The 12007-nt window shown below is 59.4% G+C and carries 14 protein-coding genes; 7 read left to right on the top strand and 7 right to left on the bottom strand.

The window, feature by feature from the left end; translation table 11 throughout:
* Positions 1-386: 386 nt before the first annotated feature.
* The 5 genes from argS to ACFOFO_RS10865 all read left to right on the top strand — a co-directional run bounded on the left by argS (position 387) and on the right by ACFOFO_RS10865 (position 5652).
* Positions 387-2177, top strand: coding sequence for an arginine--tRNA ligase (gene argS / locus ACFOFO_RS10885; RefSeq protein ID WP_390331531.1), 1791 nt, complete (start codon positions 387-389; stop codon positions 2175-2177).
* A gap of 282 nt (positions 2178-2459) precedes the next feature.
* Positions 2460-3140: an SPOR domain-containing protein gene (locus ACFOFO_RS10880; protein WP_390327797.1), complete on the top strand. Its 681-nt coding sequence runs from the start codon at positions 2460-2462 to the stop codon at positions 3138-3140.
* Positions 3141-3168: 28 nt separating this feature from the next.
* A complete protein-coding gene (locus ACFOFO_RS10875; protein WP_390331530.1) occupies positions 3169-3903 on the top strand; it encodes a thiol:disulfide interchange protein DsbA/DsbL in 735 nt (244 codons plus the stop codon).
* Between the two features lie 110 nt (positions 3904-4013).
* Positions 4014-4847, top strand: coding sequence for an SDR family oxidoreductase (locus ACFOFO_RS10870; RefSeq protein WP_390327795.1), 834 nt, complete (start codon positions 4014-4016; stop codon positions 4845-4847).
* Positions 4834-5652, top strand: a complete 819-nt coding sequence (locus tag ACFOFO_RS10865) for a helical backbone metal receptor (RefSeq protein ID WP_390327793.1) — start codon at positions 4834-4836, stop codon at positions 5650-5652. The genes ACFOFO_RS10870 and ACFOFO_RS10865 overlap by 14 nt, the downstream gene beginning before the upstream one ends.
* A 36-nt stretch (positions 5653-5688) precedes the next feature.
* On the opposite strand, the gene ACFOFO_RS10860 is transcribed toward ACFOFO_RS10865, so the two are convergent.
* The 4 genes from ACFOFO_RS10860 to ACFOFO_RS10845 form a co-directional block, all read right to left on the bottom strand.
* Positions 5689-6033, bottom strand: coding sequence for a DUF805 domain-containing protein (locus ACFOFO_RS10860; RefSeq protein WP_390327791.1), 345 nt, complete (start codon positions 6031-6033; stop codon positions 5689-5691).
* A gap of 584 nt (positions 6034-6617) precedes the next feature.
* A complete protein-coding gene (locus tag ACFOFO_RS10855) occupies positions 6618-6917 on the bottom strand; it encodes a pentapeptide MXKDX repeat protein (RefSeq protein WP_390327790.1) in 300 nt (99 codons plus the stop codon).
* A gap of 60 nt (positions 6918-6977) precedes the next feature.
* Positions 6978-7748: a molybdopterin-dependent oxidoreductase gene (locus ACFOFO_RS10850; RefSeq protein ID WP_390327788.1), complete on the bottom strand. Its 771-nt coding sequence runs from the start codon at positions 7746-7748 to the stop codon at positions 6978-6980.
* 8 nt (positions 7749-7756) lie between these two features.
* Positions 7757-8356, bottom strand: a complete 600-nt coding sequence (locus tag ACFOFO_RS10845; RefSeq protein WP_390327787.1) for a cytochrome b/b6 domain-containing protein — start codon at positions 8354-8356, stop codon at positions 7757-7759.
* A 167-nt stretch (positions 8357-8523) separates the two neighbouring features.
* Between ACFOFO_RS10845 and ACFOFO_RS10840 the strand changes: the two genes are divergently transcribed.
* Positions 8524-9123, top strand: a complete 600-nt coding sequence (locus tag ACFOFO_RS10840) for a glutathione S-transferase (protein WP_390327785.1) — start codon at positions 8524-8526, stop codon at positions 9121-9123.
* 196 nt (positions 9124-9319) lie between these two features.
* Here ACFOFO_RS10840 and ACFOFO_RS10835 read toward each other — a convergent pair whose 3' ends face one another.
* A complete protein-coding gene (locus ACFOFO_RS10835; protein WP_390331529.1) occupies positions 9320-9733 on the bottom strand; it encodes a hypothetical protein in 414 nt (137 codons plus the stop codon).
* A 15-nt stretch (positions 9734-9748) separates the two neighbouring features.
* On the opposite strand from ACFOFO_RS10835, the gene ACFOFO_RS10830 reads away from it, so the two are divergent.
* A complete protein-coding gene (locus ACFOFO_RS10830) occupies positions 9749-10114 on the top strand; it encodes an IS1/IS1595 family N-terminal zinc-binding domain-containing protein (RefSeq protein WP_390331528.1) in 366 nt (121 codons plus the stop codon).
* Between the two features lie 288 nt (positions 10115-10402).
* Here the strand turns inward: ACFOFO_RS10830 and ACFOFO_RS10825 are convergent, their stop codons facing one another.
* Both ACFOFO_RS10825 and ACFOFO_RS10820 read right to left on the bottom strand, forming a co-directional pair.
* Positions 10403-10768 carry an antibiotic biosynthesis monooxygenase family protein gene (locus ACFOFO_RS10825; RefSeq protein WP_390331527.1) on the bottom strand — a complete coding sequence of 122 codons (366 nt, stop codon included), beginning with the start codon at positions 10766-10768 and terminating at the stop codon, positions 10403-10405.
* Between the two features lie 138 nt (positions 10769-10906).
* The gene (locus ACFOFO_RS10820) at positions 10907-11971 is read right to left on the bottom strand and encodes an MBL fold metallo-hydrolase (protein ID WP_390327779.1); all 1065 of its coding nucleotides are present in this window, start codon (positions 11969-11971) and stop codon (positions 10907-10909) included.
* Positions 11972-12007 lie beyond the last annotated feature (36 nt).

Raw genomic sequence — 12007 nt, 5'->3', positions numbered from 1 at the left:
AGTGTGTATTCGCATGTGAAAGTAGGTTATCGTCAGGCTTGTTATTCCCAAAAACCCTCCGGTGCCATGTGCCGGAGGGTTTTTGCTTTGAAGAATCGATTTCGCCAAACAAGTTTTTTAAAACAAATGCTGTCTTGAATGCAAATTTCAGTGCGCGCTTAGGCGTACAGGTGTTAACCAGCTTGCAATTTTCTGGTTTGAAATTATCAAACGCATGCGCACTATCCCGCCGCTATTTCTAGGATAATTGCTCGGTCGTGCCATTTGAAAAAATATCGGATGCCGATGCCGCCAAGACCGGCAGTGTTTTTCCCTGTATTTAAGTATTTTGTGAGCGATGCACGTGTCCACTCCACGAAATTTCTTTTCGATGGGCATGATCTTCATTGCATCACCAGCAACCAAAAGTCGTGTGGGATGAGATGCGATCTCGTTCCGAACAAAAAATAAGGATGTTCATGACAATTTTGCAGCTTATCAACGACCGCATGGAAGCCGCCTTGAATGCCGCTGGCGCGCAGGGTGCGCCCGCCATCATCCAACTGTCCTCTAAATTGGAATTCGGCGATTACCAGGCGAACGGTGTCATGGCTGCGGCTAAAAACTTGCGCATGAACCCGCGGGAACTGGCTCAAAAAGTGGTCGCCGCTTTGGATCTGAAGGGTGTCGCGAACAAGATCGAGATAGCAGGCCCAGGATTCATCAATATTCACCTCGATTCGGCGTTCCTGGCGCGCCGCAATGAGACGGCCCTGAAAGATGAGCATTTAGGGGTGACGCTGCCGCCTCCCTTGAAGCTGATGGTGGAATACTCTTCCCCCAACCTGGCCAAGGAAATGCATGTGGGGCACTTGCGTTCCACTATCATCGGCGACGCGTTGGCGCGAGTGCTGGAATTTCTTGGTCATGATGTCGTGCGCGCAAACCACGTCGGCGACTGGGGTACCCAATTCGGCATGCTGACCGCATATTTGCTGGAGACCGGTAACGCCAACAATGTGGCGATGGCGCTAAGCGATTTGGAAACATTTTATCGAAATGCAAAAGTACGATTCGATGAAAGCGAGGATTTCGCGAATCGTTCGCGCGATTACGTGGTCCGTCTACAGCGTGGTGATCCTGAGGTGCTGGCCCTGTGGCGGCAATTTGTCGAGGTCTCGATTGCGCACGCCCAGGACATATACGACAAGCTAGGCGTGGGATTGAAGCGGGAACATGTACGCGGTGAATCGGCCTACAACGCTGATTTGCCGATGGTGGTGTCCGATCTTCAAGACGCTGCTCTCCTGTCTGACAACGATGGTACCAAGGTGGTTTATCTGGAGGAATTCCGTACCCAGGAAAACCAGGCGATGGGCGTGATTATCCAAAAGAAAGACGGTGGCTACCTATACACCACCACCGATATCAGCGCCATCCGCTACCGCCATCGTATGCTCGGGCTCCAGCGCGTGATCTACGTGGTCGACGCGCGTCAAAGCCAGCACTTCCAGCAACTGTTTACGATCTGCCGTCGTGCCGGCTTCGCTCCGGCCGACATGGCGCTCGAGCACATCGCTTTCGGCACGATGATGGGCGATGATGGCAAGCCATTCAAGACCCGCAGCGGTGGCGTCGTCAAACTTGCCGATCTGCTGGACGAAGCCGATGAGCGCGCATACACCTTGGTGTCGCAAAAAAATCCGGAGCTCCCCGAGGACAAAAAGAGACACATCGCGCACGTGGTCGGGATAGGCGCAGTGAAATATGCCGATCTGTCCAAGAGTCGCACCAGCGACTACATCTTCAATTGGGAAAGCATGTTGTCGTTTGAAGGCAATACGGCGCCCTATTTACAATATGCTTACACGCGCGTGCAGAGCGTATTTCGCAAAGTAGACGACTACGATGCCGATGCGTCGATCCTGATCCTGGAGCCCGCTGAGAAACAGTTGGCGGTCGCTCTGGCGCAGTTCGAAGATGTGGTGTTAGGCGTTGCGGAAGCGGGCTATCTGCATCACCTGTGCCAATATTTGTATCAAATCGCCACATTATTTTCGCGCTTTTATGAAGCGTGCCCGATCCTTAAAAGCGAGGGCGCGGTACGCGCCAGCCGCCTGCAACTGGCCGCATTGACCGCCCGCACATTGAAGACAGGGCTGGATCTATTGGGTATCGAGGTATTGGAAGAAATGTGAACAGTTGGCGTCACTCCCGCAAGGGGTGGAGCGCCGGTATTTTGTATTTTGGCCGAGTCTGATCAGATAATGCCGCACGATTTGGCAAAATCGGAGCCGACCTACTACAATGCGGAACGGATATTGGTCGACGACGCCGTCCACCAGGATGGCTCGGCTGGCGTTAATGGTCACAACAAGGCAGGTATAGCCTAATGGCTTGGCGCTGATCGGCGTTTCTGCCCCGAACAAGATGTAGTCAGTAGTGACTGGCGATGTAACCGACGCCGCAATCGAGGAAGCATGATCAAACAAAACACGCAGCAACAGGGCGGCACCTTACTCGGCCTGATCATCGGCCTGATCATCGGCCTGGCGATCGCAGTAGTCGTGGCGATGGCGATTACCAAGACCTCGCTGCCGTTCAGCAACAAGCCCGGCAAGGCGGACAGATCCACCGATCAGGAAATCGTCAGTGACCCCAACAAACCGCTGTATGGCAACAAGGATGCGACCCGGCAAGTAGCGAAGGATTTTGTGAAGCCGCCGCAAAACCTGCCGCAGCCCGATGCCGTCAGCACGGATCGGAAGGCGGACGCAAAGCCGGTCGGCAGGAGCGATCTGAAAACCGACACGACCAAGCCGGACACCAAGACCGCCGATCAGACCGCGGTCGACAAGACGGCCAAGGTCGACAAGCCGGCCGACAGCAAGGACAGCGTCGCCAAACCAGCCGCCAGCGACGACAAGTGGACTTACTATCTGCAGGCCGGCGCTTTCCGTGACCAATCCGACGCTGAAAACACCCGCGCCAAGCTGGCCTTGCTCGGCTTCGAGGCCCAGATCAGCGAGCGTCCATCCGATAGCGGTTCCCTGTACCGGGTCAGGATCGGTCCGTTCGGCCAGATCGAAACCATGAATCGTATCCGTGGCAAATTGTCTGAAAGCGGCGTCGATGTCGCCGTTGTGCGCAGTCCCAAATAATTACTGAGTAATCACTGAAAGGAATACCATGCGTTTGCTTCGTCATCTGCTCGCGATTGCCAGTTTTGGCCTGATCGCCGCCACCGCCACCGCCGGCGCCGCGCCGGCCGATCCGAAAAACGGCGCCGATTATCTGACCCTGAGCCAGGCCCAGCAGACCGATTCCGGCAAGAAGATCGAAGTGACCGAATTCTTCGGCTACTTCTGCCCGCACTGCAATGCGTTCGATCCGCTGCTGACCGACTGGGTCAAGAAGCAGGGCGATCATATTGCGTTCAAGCGGGTCCATATCGCGTTTGGTGAAGCGATGGTGCCGCAGCAGCGCCTGTTCTATACGATCGAGGCGATGGGCAAGACCGAAGAACTGCACAAGAAAATTTTCAACGCCATTCACCTCGAGCGCAAGTCCTTGAACACCGATGCCGAGATCATCGACTTCGTCGCGAAGCAGGGCGTCGACAAGCAGAAATTCACCGAAATATTCAATTCTTTCGGGGTCCAGACCAAGGCGTTGCGCGCGGCGCAGATGCAAGCCGCGTACAAGATCGACGGCGTCCCGACCATCGCCATTGACGGTCGTTACATCACCTCGCCGTCGATCGCCAACAACGCCATGCCGCGCGGCCAGAACGAAGCGGCAATGCAGGTCGCGGCGCTGCAGGTCATGGACTTCCTGGTGGCCAAGGCGGGCAAGGAGCACGGCGCGGAAGTCAAGCCGGCGGCAGTCAGCAGCAGCGTCAAGCCGGTCGTGAAAAAGCAATAATCGCGGCGCAGCACGGGCAGGCGGTTCGCCGTGATGCCTGCAGCAGCTACACTAGTCCGTCACTCGCGAGAGGGCGGGCTTTTTTATTGGCGCATCATAATTGGAGCATCATGCAACGTGTTTTCATCACCGGCGCCTCCAGCGGGCTGGGCGCGGCGCTGGCCCGACAGTATGCGGCGCAGGGCGCAACCGTGGCGCTGGTGGCGCGCCGGCGCGTGCAGTTGGAACAGCTCGCGACCAGCCTGCCGAATCCCGATCGCCATCGGATCTACCCGCTCGACGTCACCGATCACGCCGCACTGGCCGCGGCAGCGGCCGACTTCATCGCGGCCACCGGCGGGATCGAGGTGGTGATCGCGAATGCCGGCATCTCGCTGGGCACGCGCACCGAGTACGCGGAAGACCTGGTCGTGTTCGAACGCATCGTGGCCACCAATCTGTGCGCCACGGTGGCGACCTTTGCCCCTTTCATCGCGCGCATGAAGGCGCAGGTGCGTGCCGGACAAAGCGATTGCCGCCTGGTCGGCATCGCCAGTGTGGCCGGCATTCGCGGGTTGCCCGGCGCCGGCGCATACAGCGCGTCGAAGGCGGCGGTGATCCGCTATTGCGAATCGCTGCGGGTCGAACTGCGCGGGTCCGGCATCAAGGTCGTGACCATCGTGCCCGGCTACATCGATACCCCGATGACCGCGATCAATCATTACCCGATGCCGTTTCTGCTGTCGGCCGACAAATTTGCCGCGGCTGCGGCGTCCGCCATCGCGGCCGGCAACAGCTATCGCGTGATCCCGTGGCAGATGGGCGTCGTCGCCACGCTGTTGCGTTTGATGCCGAACCGGTGGTACGACCTGGCGTTCGCCAAGGCGCCGCACAAGGCGCGACAGAGCGCACCAGCCGAGATCCCGGGCGCCGCATCGGAGGAGGGAAAAAATGACGCTGACTGATGCCATCGGCAACGCGCATCACGCGATCGATCCAGGCGCACCGGCGCCGCGCATCGTGTCGCTGGTGCCGTCGATCACCGAACTATTGTGCGATCTCGGGCTGGCTGCCTGGCTGGTCGGGCGTACCGGATTCTGTATCCATCCGGCCGATAGCGTGCGCGCGATCGCGAAGGTCGGTGGCACCAAGGATGTGAATATCGACAAGATACGGAAACTGGCGCCGACCCATCTGATCGTCAATATCGACGAAAACGTGAAGCCGACCGTGGACCAGCTGGCGCAGTTCATACCGCATGTCATCGTCACCCATCCGCTGACGCCGCGCGATAACCTGGCGTTGTACCGGCTGCTGGGCCGGATCTTCGGCGCGACACCACGGGCCGAGACCCTGTGCAGCGCGTTTGAGCAGGAGTATGCTGCCTTGACGCAGATCCCTCAAGCGGTAGCACAGACCGTGCTATACTGTATATGGAAAGATCCATGGATGAGCGTGTCGCAGGACACGTATATCGCGAATATGCTGGCGCTGATCGGGTGGCGAGTCTGGGTCGCCGCACCGAAGGGTGGCGACGCGGTTCCGGCGCCGCGCTATCCGAGCTTCAGCTGGTCCGATGCGCTGGTGCACGAGATCGATCAGGTGCTGCTGTCGACCGAACCCTACCGCTTTACCGACACCCATCTCGATGCGCTGGAACGACAGATCGGCAAGCCGGTGCGACTGGTCGATGGCGAGATGCTGTCGTGGTACGGCAGCCGTGCGATTGCCGGCTTGCGCTATTTGCGCGAGCTGGCGAGCGCAGCATAAGCGGCCAGGCGATGACCGCCAAGCTAATTTGGCAAGTTAGTCCGGTCCCGTCGCCGGCTCAAGGGAAGCATAGCGACTCGATTCCTTGCCTTCCTGTGCCAACCAGACGATCAACAAGATCCAACCGATCACCGGCACCATCCACAGCAGTTGCAGCCATCCGCTGCGGTCCGTGTCATGTAGCCTTCGCGCGCCTACCGCCAGGCTCGGCAGCAGCGTTGCCAGCGAGAAGAAGCCTGACACGTTGTGGCTAACCATGCTGATCGCAATCGATGCCAAGAAGGTAAACAAGACCCACCACCAATATTCCGACCGCGATGCCCGCCCTTTGAAGTCAGCGTACTTGGAAAAGCAGGTATTGATTGAATCGCCAAATGTCATTTTTTTGCCCTCAATTTATTGTTGTTTGCTGATAAGTTAACCAATCGCCGCCGCAGCCTGGTTTCGATGCGTCGTCTGAGTGGGCCCACCATCATTTCTTGTCAGGATTGAAATATAGCCGTCCTCCAGGATTCCGGCAATATCAACGCGCTGAAATCCTTTTGACGCTTCCAGATGATCGCGCCGGATTCGGCTGCAACATCGGCCACTGCAGCGCCCGCGCGTTCATGCATTCCCATGTTGTGACGGCTTCGCTATTGCTGCGAAAGGGAGGCTGAAGATTATGGCGTGGCCGGGGGAGAGGGCGGGTATTGGTGCTCGATCCAAGATCCTGATGAACCGAAACCTTGGAGCGATGAATCGTCCACCACGTGCGTGAGGTTGCACTAAGCCCTCATCTCGGACCATTGCCAACGCTTGCAGAGACTACAGTCTGTATTTTTTATCGCCCAATGGAATCAATGGGCGCCATAGTGATGTTTGTGAATACTCCTGTCGACGGGCAGGTGGCCCGCGCAGTCGGATTCGGTGCTGGGCGGTTGCATGTGCCGCGCCTGACGGCGCGGCCGGGGTGATGCGGGCGTTTACTTCTTCATCTCGTCCTTGCCCATGGCGTCCTTACCCATCGCATCCTTCTCCATGCCTTCGTGCTTCTTCATGTGTTTCTTGTAGTGCTTTTTCTTCGGCATCGCCTCCTTGCCCATCTCGTCTTTCGCCATGTCCGGCTTGGCCATATCGTCTTTGGCCATGCCCGGCTTGACCATCTGGTCCTTCGCCATGCCCGGTTTAGCCATTTCGTCTTTCTTCATCGTGTCCTGTGCCAGGACCGTTGTGCCGGCCAACATCATCGCGACTGCCAGCGCCAACGTGATTAATTTTTTCATTTTTTCTCCTGAGATTAAAAAATGCACGCTACGCGGTGCCGGGCGCCGGCGGGCATGGAATCATGACCCGCCAAACCAGTTATATCCCTGATCTTCCCAGTAGCCGCCGGGGTAGGCGTTGGTGACGAAGATCTCGGTGATGTGCTTCGGATTCTTGTAGCCGAGCTTGGTCGGCATCCGCAGCTTCATCGGGTAGCCGTACTTGGCCGGCAAGACTTGATCGGCATAGGTGAAGGTCAGCAGGGTCTGCGGATGCAGTGCGGTCGCCATGTCGATGCTGGTGAAATAGTCGTCGGCGCAGCGGAAGCCGACGTATTTTGCGCCCAGGTCGGCACCGATCCGTTGCAGAAAATCGCGAAAGCGCACGCCGCCCCATTTGCCGATCGCGCTCCAGCCCTCGACGCAAATATGGCGGGTGACCTGGCTGGTCTGCGGCAACGCGTACAGCGCCGGCAGCGTCCAGTCGGCGCGCCGGGTCACCAGGCCGCTCACTGTCAGCGTGTAATCGTCATCGATCTCGGGCACCTCGTCCTCGCTGTAGAACGCGTTGAACGGGAACGGCTTGGTGATCATCGACTCCGGATAGGTCGGCGCCAGCCGGTTCGGGTCAAACAACCAGCCCTGCACACCGTCGTTGAAGCGCGACACCGCCATCAACATGGCTTCAATCGAATTGCCGTCGGAGAGCGAACAACCGCTCAGCAGCGACAGGCCGCCGAGACTGAGCAACTGCCGGCCGAAGCGGCGGCGCGACGGCATGTCGAGCAGCTTGGCCGCGTCCTTGATGATCTGCTGTTGGTCCAGCGTCACGATCTTTTTCTTGAGCACCATGGCAGCTCCTAATGTCCGCGCAGCATCGCGACCAGTGTGCGCGGCACCAGCGCCACCATCCCCACGTGCACGATGAAAAACAGCACGATGAAGGCCATCGCCAAAAAATGCACGACGCGTGCGCTGTCGTAGCCGCCCATCAGCTCACGCAGCAGCGGGAACTGTACCGACTTCCATACCACCAGTCCCGACAGCACCAGCACGATCACGTCGACCATCACCAGCAGGTAGGCGGTCTTTTGCACCGTGTTGTAGTGGCGCAGATCGTCGTGCGCCAGATGGCCGCGTAGCGCCGCCTTGATGTCCTGCAACAAGCCGCTAATGCTGAGTGGAAAGAACTTGCTGCGCAAGCGTCCGGTCAGCAGGTTGAGCGCCAGATACACTAGCCCGTTGACCGCCAGCAACCACATCGCGGCAAAATGCCACTGGATCGCGCCGCCCAGCCAGCCGCCGAGCGTGATCCCGGCCGGGAAGCTGAAGGCGAAGATCGGCGACGCGTTATAGATGCGCCAGCCGCTTAGCACCATGATGACCACTGCGACTGCATTGATCCAGTGGGTGATGCGCAGCCAGCCGGGGTGTATCGTTGCAGTACCTGCGTGGTCCATGATTGGTCGACCCGAGAATGATGGTTTTGCAAGTTAGTCTAGTAAAGCCGCGCCAAATTACAAACCGAATAAAAAAATATTCGCGGCCCGCGAAGGCGCTGGCGGGCGGCCTCGCGCCGCGGCGTGCCAGATTGTTAGAATGCGGCTTCTCCAGAGCCCAAGCCGCCATGTCGACACCGATCCTGTATACCTTCCGCCGTTGCCCGTACGCGATCCGGGCGCGCCTCGCGCTCAAAGTCAGCGGCGTCGAGGTCGAAATGCACGAAGTCAGCCTGCGCGCCAAGCCGCAGGCACTGCTGGACTGCTCGCCGAAAGGCACGGTGCCGGTATTGCGGCTGGCCGATGGCACGGTCATCGACCAGAGCCTGGACATCATGCGCTGGGCGCTCGCGCGCAACGATCCGCAGGCATGGCTCGGGCAGGATGGTGTCACGGAGCAGGATTGGGCACTGATCGCGCGCAACGACGGCCAGTTCAAGCAGGATCTGGATCGGTATAAATATGCGGAACGCTTCCCGCAGCAGCCGGCGGTGATTTATCGCCGCCAGGCCGAGACCTTTCTGGCCGAACTGGAACACCGGCTGGCGCTGCAGCCGTGGCTGGGCGGCCAGCGCCCCGGACTTGCCGATTTCGCGATTTTTCCGTTTATCCGGCAGTTTGCCGGCGTCGACCCGAACTGGTTCGGCCAATCGCCCTACGGCCATCTGCGGCGCTGGCTGGACCAGTTGCTGGCGTCGCCGCTGTTTGTCGCGGTAATGCGCAAATAAGGGCGGAACAAGAGCGGCGGAAGCCGTCGCAAGCGCGCGACGGGCGGCGCCAGCGATCCCCGATCGGGTCCTGCATCGGCGCTGCGCAGCTCGCTGCTGAAGTGGTGACTTACCAGGGGCGATTTACTGACGGTGGCTTATAACTTGTCACTTACAAGCTGGTGGCTTATAACTTGGTGACTTACAAGCGGGTGATTTACTTCTTGCGGCCGACTCGTAGCAGCATGCGGATGAATTCACGCGCAATTTGCCGGTGATGATCATCCAGCAGTTGAAAATCGGCAAACAGCTTGACGTCGTCCGAGGCGAAACGCGGCGCACCATCCGCATTGTCCGCGGCATCGTCTTGCAGCGCATCGGCACCGGCGCCGAAACGCAGCCAGTCTGCAGGTACACCAAGCCATTGCGCCAAGGTGCGCAGTTTTTCCTGGGTCGGGATCGCCTCGCCTACCAGCCATTTACGCGCGGCGTGGACGGTGACCGCGCGACCGGAGAAGCGGATGTTGAATTCCCGCGCCAGTTTGGTCGGGCTGTCGGGTTGGTAGTGAGCATTGCGTAGCGCTTGTTGCAGGCGGTCGCTAAAGCCTTCACGTTCTCTGGATCCATTCATCGGACGGACTATTTCATGTCACTGCATGAGAGTCAATCGCTACTGACAAATATGACAGGGCGTGATAACAACCAAAGAGTGATTGAAGAGCGTCTGGGCCAGCATGCACATTGCCATGGGGACCAGGTGGTGAAATTTGGACAAACGCACGGCCAGCAACGCTATCGCTGCAAAAGCTGCCTGCGCACGTTTATCGCCTTAACGGGCACCCCCTTCGTGTATCTGCACGACAAGTCCAAGTTGCTGGAGCAAGCAGCGTGTATGGCAGAAGGGCTCACCATCCGCAAATCAGCAGAACGGGTTGGCCTCACCGGGATCGTGCGTTTCGATGGAGACACAGCTTCCTGGCGTATTTGCAACAGCAAAAGCCGACCGGATTGACCGGCGTGGTGGAAGCCGACGAGACCTTCTTTCGCCGCAGTTTCAAAGGTCAACGGAAGGCCACGCCACGGCTGGCAAAGAAACGGGGCGGTGTGGCCAAGGATGCCAAAGAAGGAGAGAAGATTCCTGTCCTGGTGGCATTGCAGCGCTGCTCAAGAATCGAGCATGATGTCGTGCTCGACGGGGTATCAAAAAAGAAAATCACTCAGGCATTACGGCAGATCTTGAGTGCTGACGGGCGCCCGCGCGAGCGCGTCAGGCTTGGCCGTCACAGCCGCCGGCGGCCAGCTACAGACTGTCAAAACCGTAATCGCGCTCGACCTTGGCGATCCGCGTCTTGTAGCACTGATACCAGTCGCGCCGGCCTTGCGCCTGTGCCTGCAGATGTTCGGCATTCGCCTTCCACTGACGAATCGCGTCCAGCGACGCCCAGTACGACACCGTGATGCCGAGTTCCTCGCGCGCCGATTCGACGCCGAGAAATCCTGGTTGTTGCGCCGCCAATGTCATCATGCGTTCGGCCATTTCGGCGTAGCCGCGCTCGTCGGCGCTGCGGATCGAACTGAATATCACGGCGTAATACGGGGCGGGCGGGGTGTCGGCGATCAGGCTCATGGCGGTGGCGAGTGGTCGGTCAGAACGGTGGATCTGCATTGCAGACGTTTTTGTGGGGTGGAAAATACTGCATGGTGTATTTAAATATTCCGCAATAAATCCGCGGGCAACAGGCTGGTTTTGACCTATACTCCCGCAAAATATTAAATTGCCGGCGCGCGTCGGCGGCCGGCAAGCTTACGTGGCCTGAAACCGGAATACGCCATCGCGGTCCAGCCGGCGCCGCAGCAGACCGTTGAGCCACAGCTGGTGCAGATGCGCCAGCGCCTCGCCGAGCGCGAACGTCAGCTGGTGCGCGTCCAGTTCGCGGCGGAACATCAGCGGCACGATATCGGCCGCCGACTGCGGCGCGGCGCAGGCGGCCAGCACTTCGGCCAGGCGCTCGGCGTGATGTTCGTTTAACTGACGGATGCGCGTATGCAGGCCGCGAAACGGTTTGCCGTGTGCCGGCAGTACCAGCGTATCGGCCGGCAGGTCGGCAAATTTGGCCAGCGAATCGAGATACTGCTGCACCGGGTTGGCTTCCGGCTCGACCGCGAACACCGACACATTGGTTGAAATTCGCGGCAGCACCATGTCACCCGAGATCAACAGCCCGAGCTCGGCGCAATACAGTGCCGCGTGCTCCGGCGAATGGCCGAAACCGGTGATCACGCGCCAGCCGCGCTGGCCGATCTCGACGCGCTGGCCGTCCTGGATCCGGGTGTAGCCGTGCGGCACGGCCGGCACCAGGGTCGGGTAATAGCTCTTGCGGCCCTGCAGTTGTTCGATCATGGCCGGATCGACCAGTCCATGCTGGCGGAAATGCGGCAGCATCGCAGTGCCATCGACCCCCGGCAGCGCGGCCGACATCATCCGCGCGAAGCCGTATTCGCCGGTCGTCATCCACAGCGGCGCGTCCCAGCGCGTACACAGCCAGTCGGCCAGGCCGACATGATCCGGATGGCAATGCGTCACCAGCACCCGCAGCACCGGCAGGCCGCGCAGATGCTGCGCGAAGATGGTCTCCCACGCCGCCCGCGTCGCGTCGCTCGCGATGCCGCAGTCGATCACGGTCCAGCCGCGTTGCGGGCCGTCGGCAGTCTCCCGTTGATCTTCCAGCAGCCACAGGTTGATGTGGTTTAGCGCGAACGGCAGCCCCATGCGCAACCACAACACGCCGGGCGCCACCTGGTGCACGCTGCCGGGCTCCGGCAGCAGGTCGGCCAGCGGGTAATCGAGTTCGGCTTCGAGCAGATTCATGCGGGTTCCCAAAAAAGTTCACATCGGCAGCGGTCG

Source organism: Pseudundibacterium arcticum (assembly GCF_042646465.1).
Lineage (GTDB): Bacteria > Pseudomonadota > Gammaproteobacteria > Burkholderiales > Burkholderiaceae_D > Undibacterium_A > Undibacterium_A arcticum.
This window is presented reverse-complemented; position numbering and strand designations above follow the sequence as displayed.

Excerpts from the sequence above, each read along its gene's own strand:
- ACFOFO_RS10860 (WP_390327791.1), bottom strand. The coding sequence starts at position 6,033 with ATGACATTTGGCGATTCAATCAATACCTGCTTTTCCAAGTACGCTGAC.
- ACFOFO_RS10865 (WP_390327793.1), top strand. The coding sequence starts at position 4,834 with ATGACGCTGACTGATGCCATCGGCAACGCGCATCACGCGATCGATCCA.
- ACFOFO_RS10850 (WP_390327788.1), bottom strand. The coding sequence starts at position 7,748 with ATGGTGCTCAAGAAAAAGATCGTGACGCTGGACCAACAGCAGATCATC.
- ACFOFO_RS10845 (WP_390327787.1), bottom strand. The coding sequence starts at position 8,356 with ATGGACCACGCAGGTACTGCAACGATACACCCCGGCTGGCTGCGCATC.
- ACFOFO_RS10840 (WP_390327785.1), top strand. The coding sequence starts at position 8,524 with ATGTCGACACCGATCCTGTATACCTTCCGCCGTTGCCCGTACGCGATC.
- ACFOFO_RS10835 (WP_390331529.1), bottom strand. The coding sequence starts at position 9,733 with ATGAATGGATCCAGAGAACGTGAAGGCTTTAGCGACCGCCTGCAACAA.
- ACFOFO_RS10870 (WP_390327795.1), top strand. The coding sequence starts at position 4,014 with ATGCAACGTGTTTTCATCACCGGCGCCTCCAGCGGGCTGGGCGCGGCG.
- ACFOFO_RS10825 (WP_390331527.1), bottom strand. The coding sequence starts at position 10,768 with ATGCAGATCCACCGTTCTGACCGACCACTCGCCACCGCCATGAGCCTG.
- ACFOFO_RS10880 (WP_390327797.1), top strand. The coding sequence starts at position 2,460 with ATGATCAAACAAAACACGCAGCAACAGGGCGGCACCTTACTCGGCCTG.
- ACFOFO_RS10820 (WP_390327779.1), bottom strand. The coding sequence starts at position 11,971 with ATGAATCTGCTCGAAGCCGAACTCGATTACCCGCTGGCCGACCTGCTG.
- ACFOFO_RS10875 (WP_390331530.1), top strand. The coding sequence starts at position 3,169 with ATGCGTTTGCTTCGTCATCTGCTCGCGATTGCCAGTTTTGGCCTGATC.
- ACFOFO_RS10855 (WP_390327790.1), bottom strand. The coding sequence starts at position 6,917 with ATGAAAAAATTAATCACGTTGGCGCTGGCAGTCGCGATGATGTTGGCC.
- ACFOFO_RS10830 (WP_390331528.1), top strand. The coding sequence starts at position 9,749 with ATGTCACTGCATGAGAGTCAATCGCTACTGACAAATATGACAGGGCGT.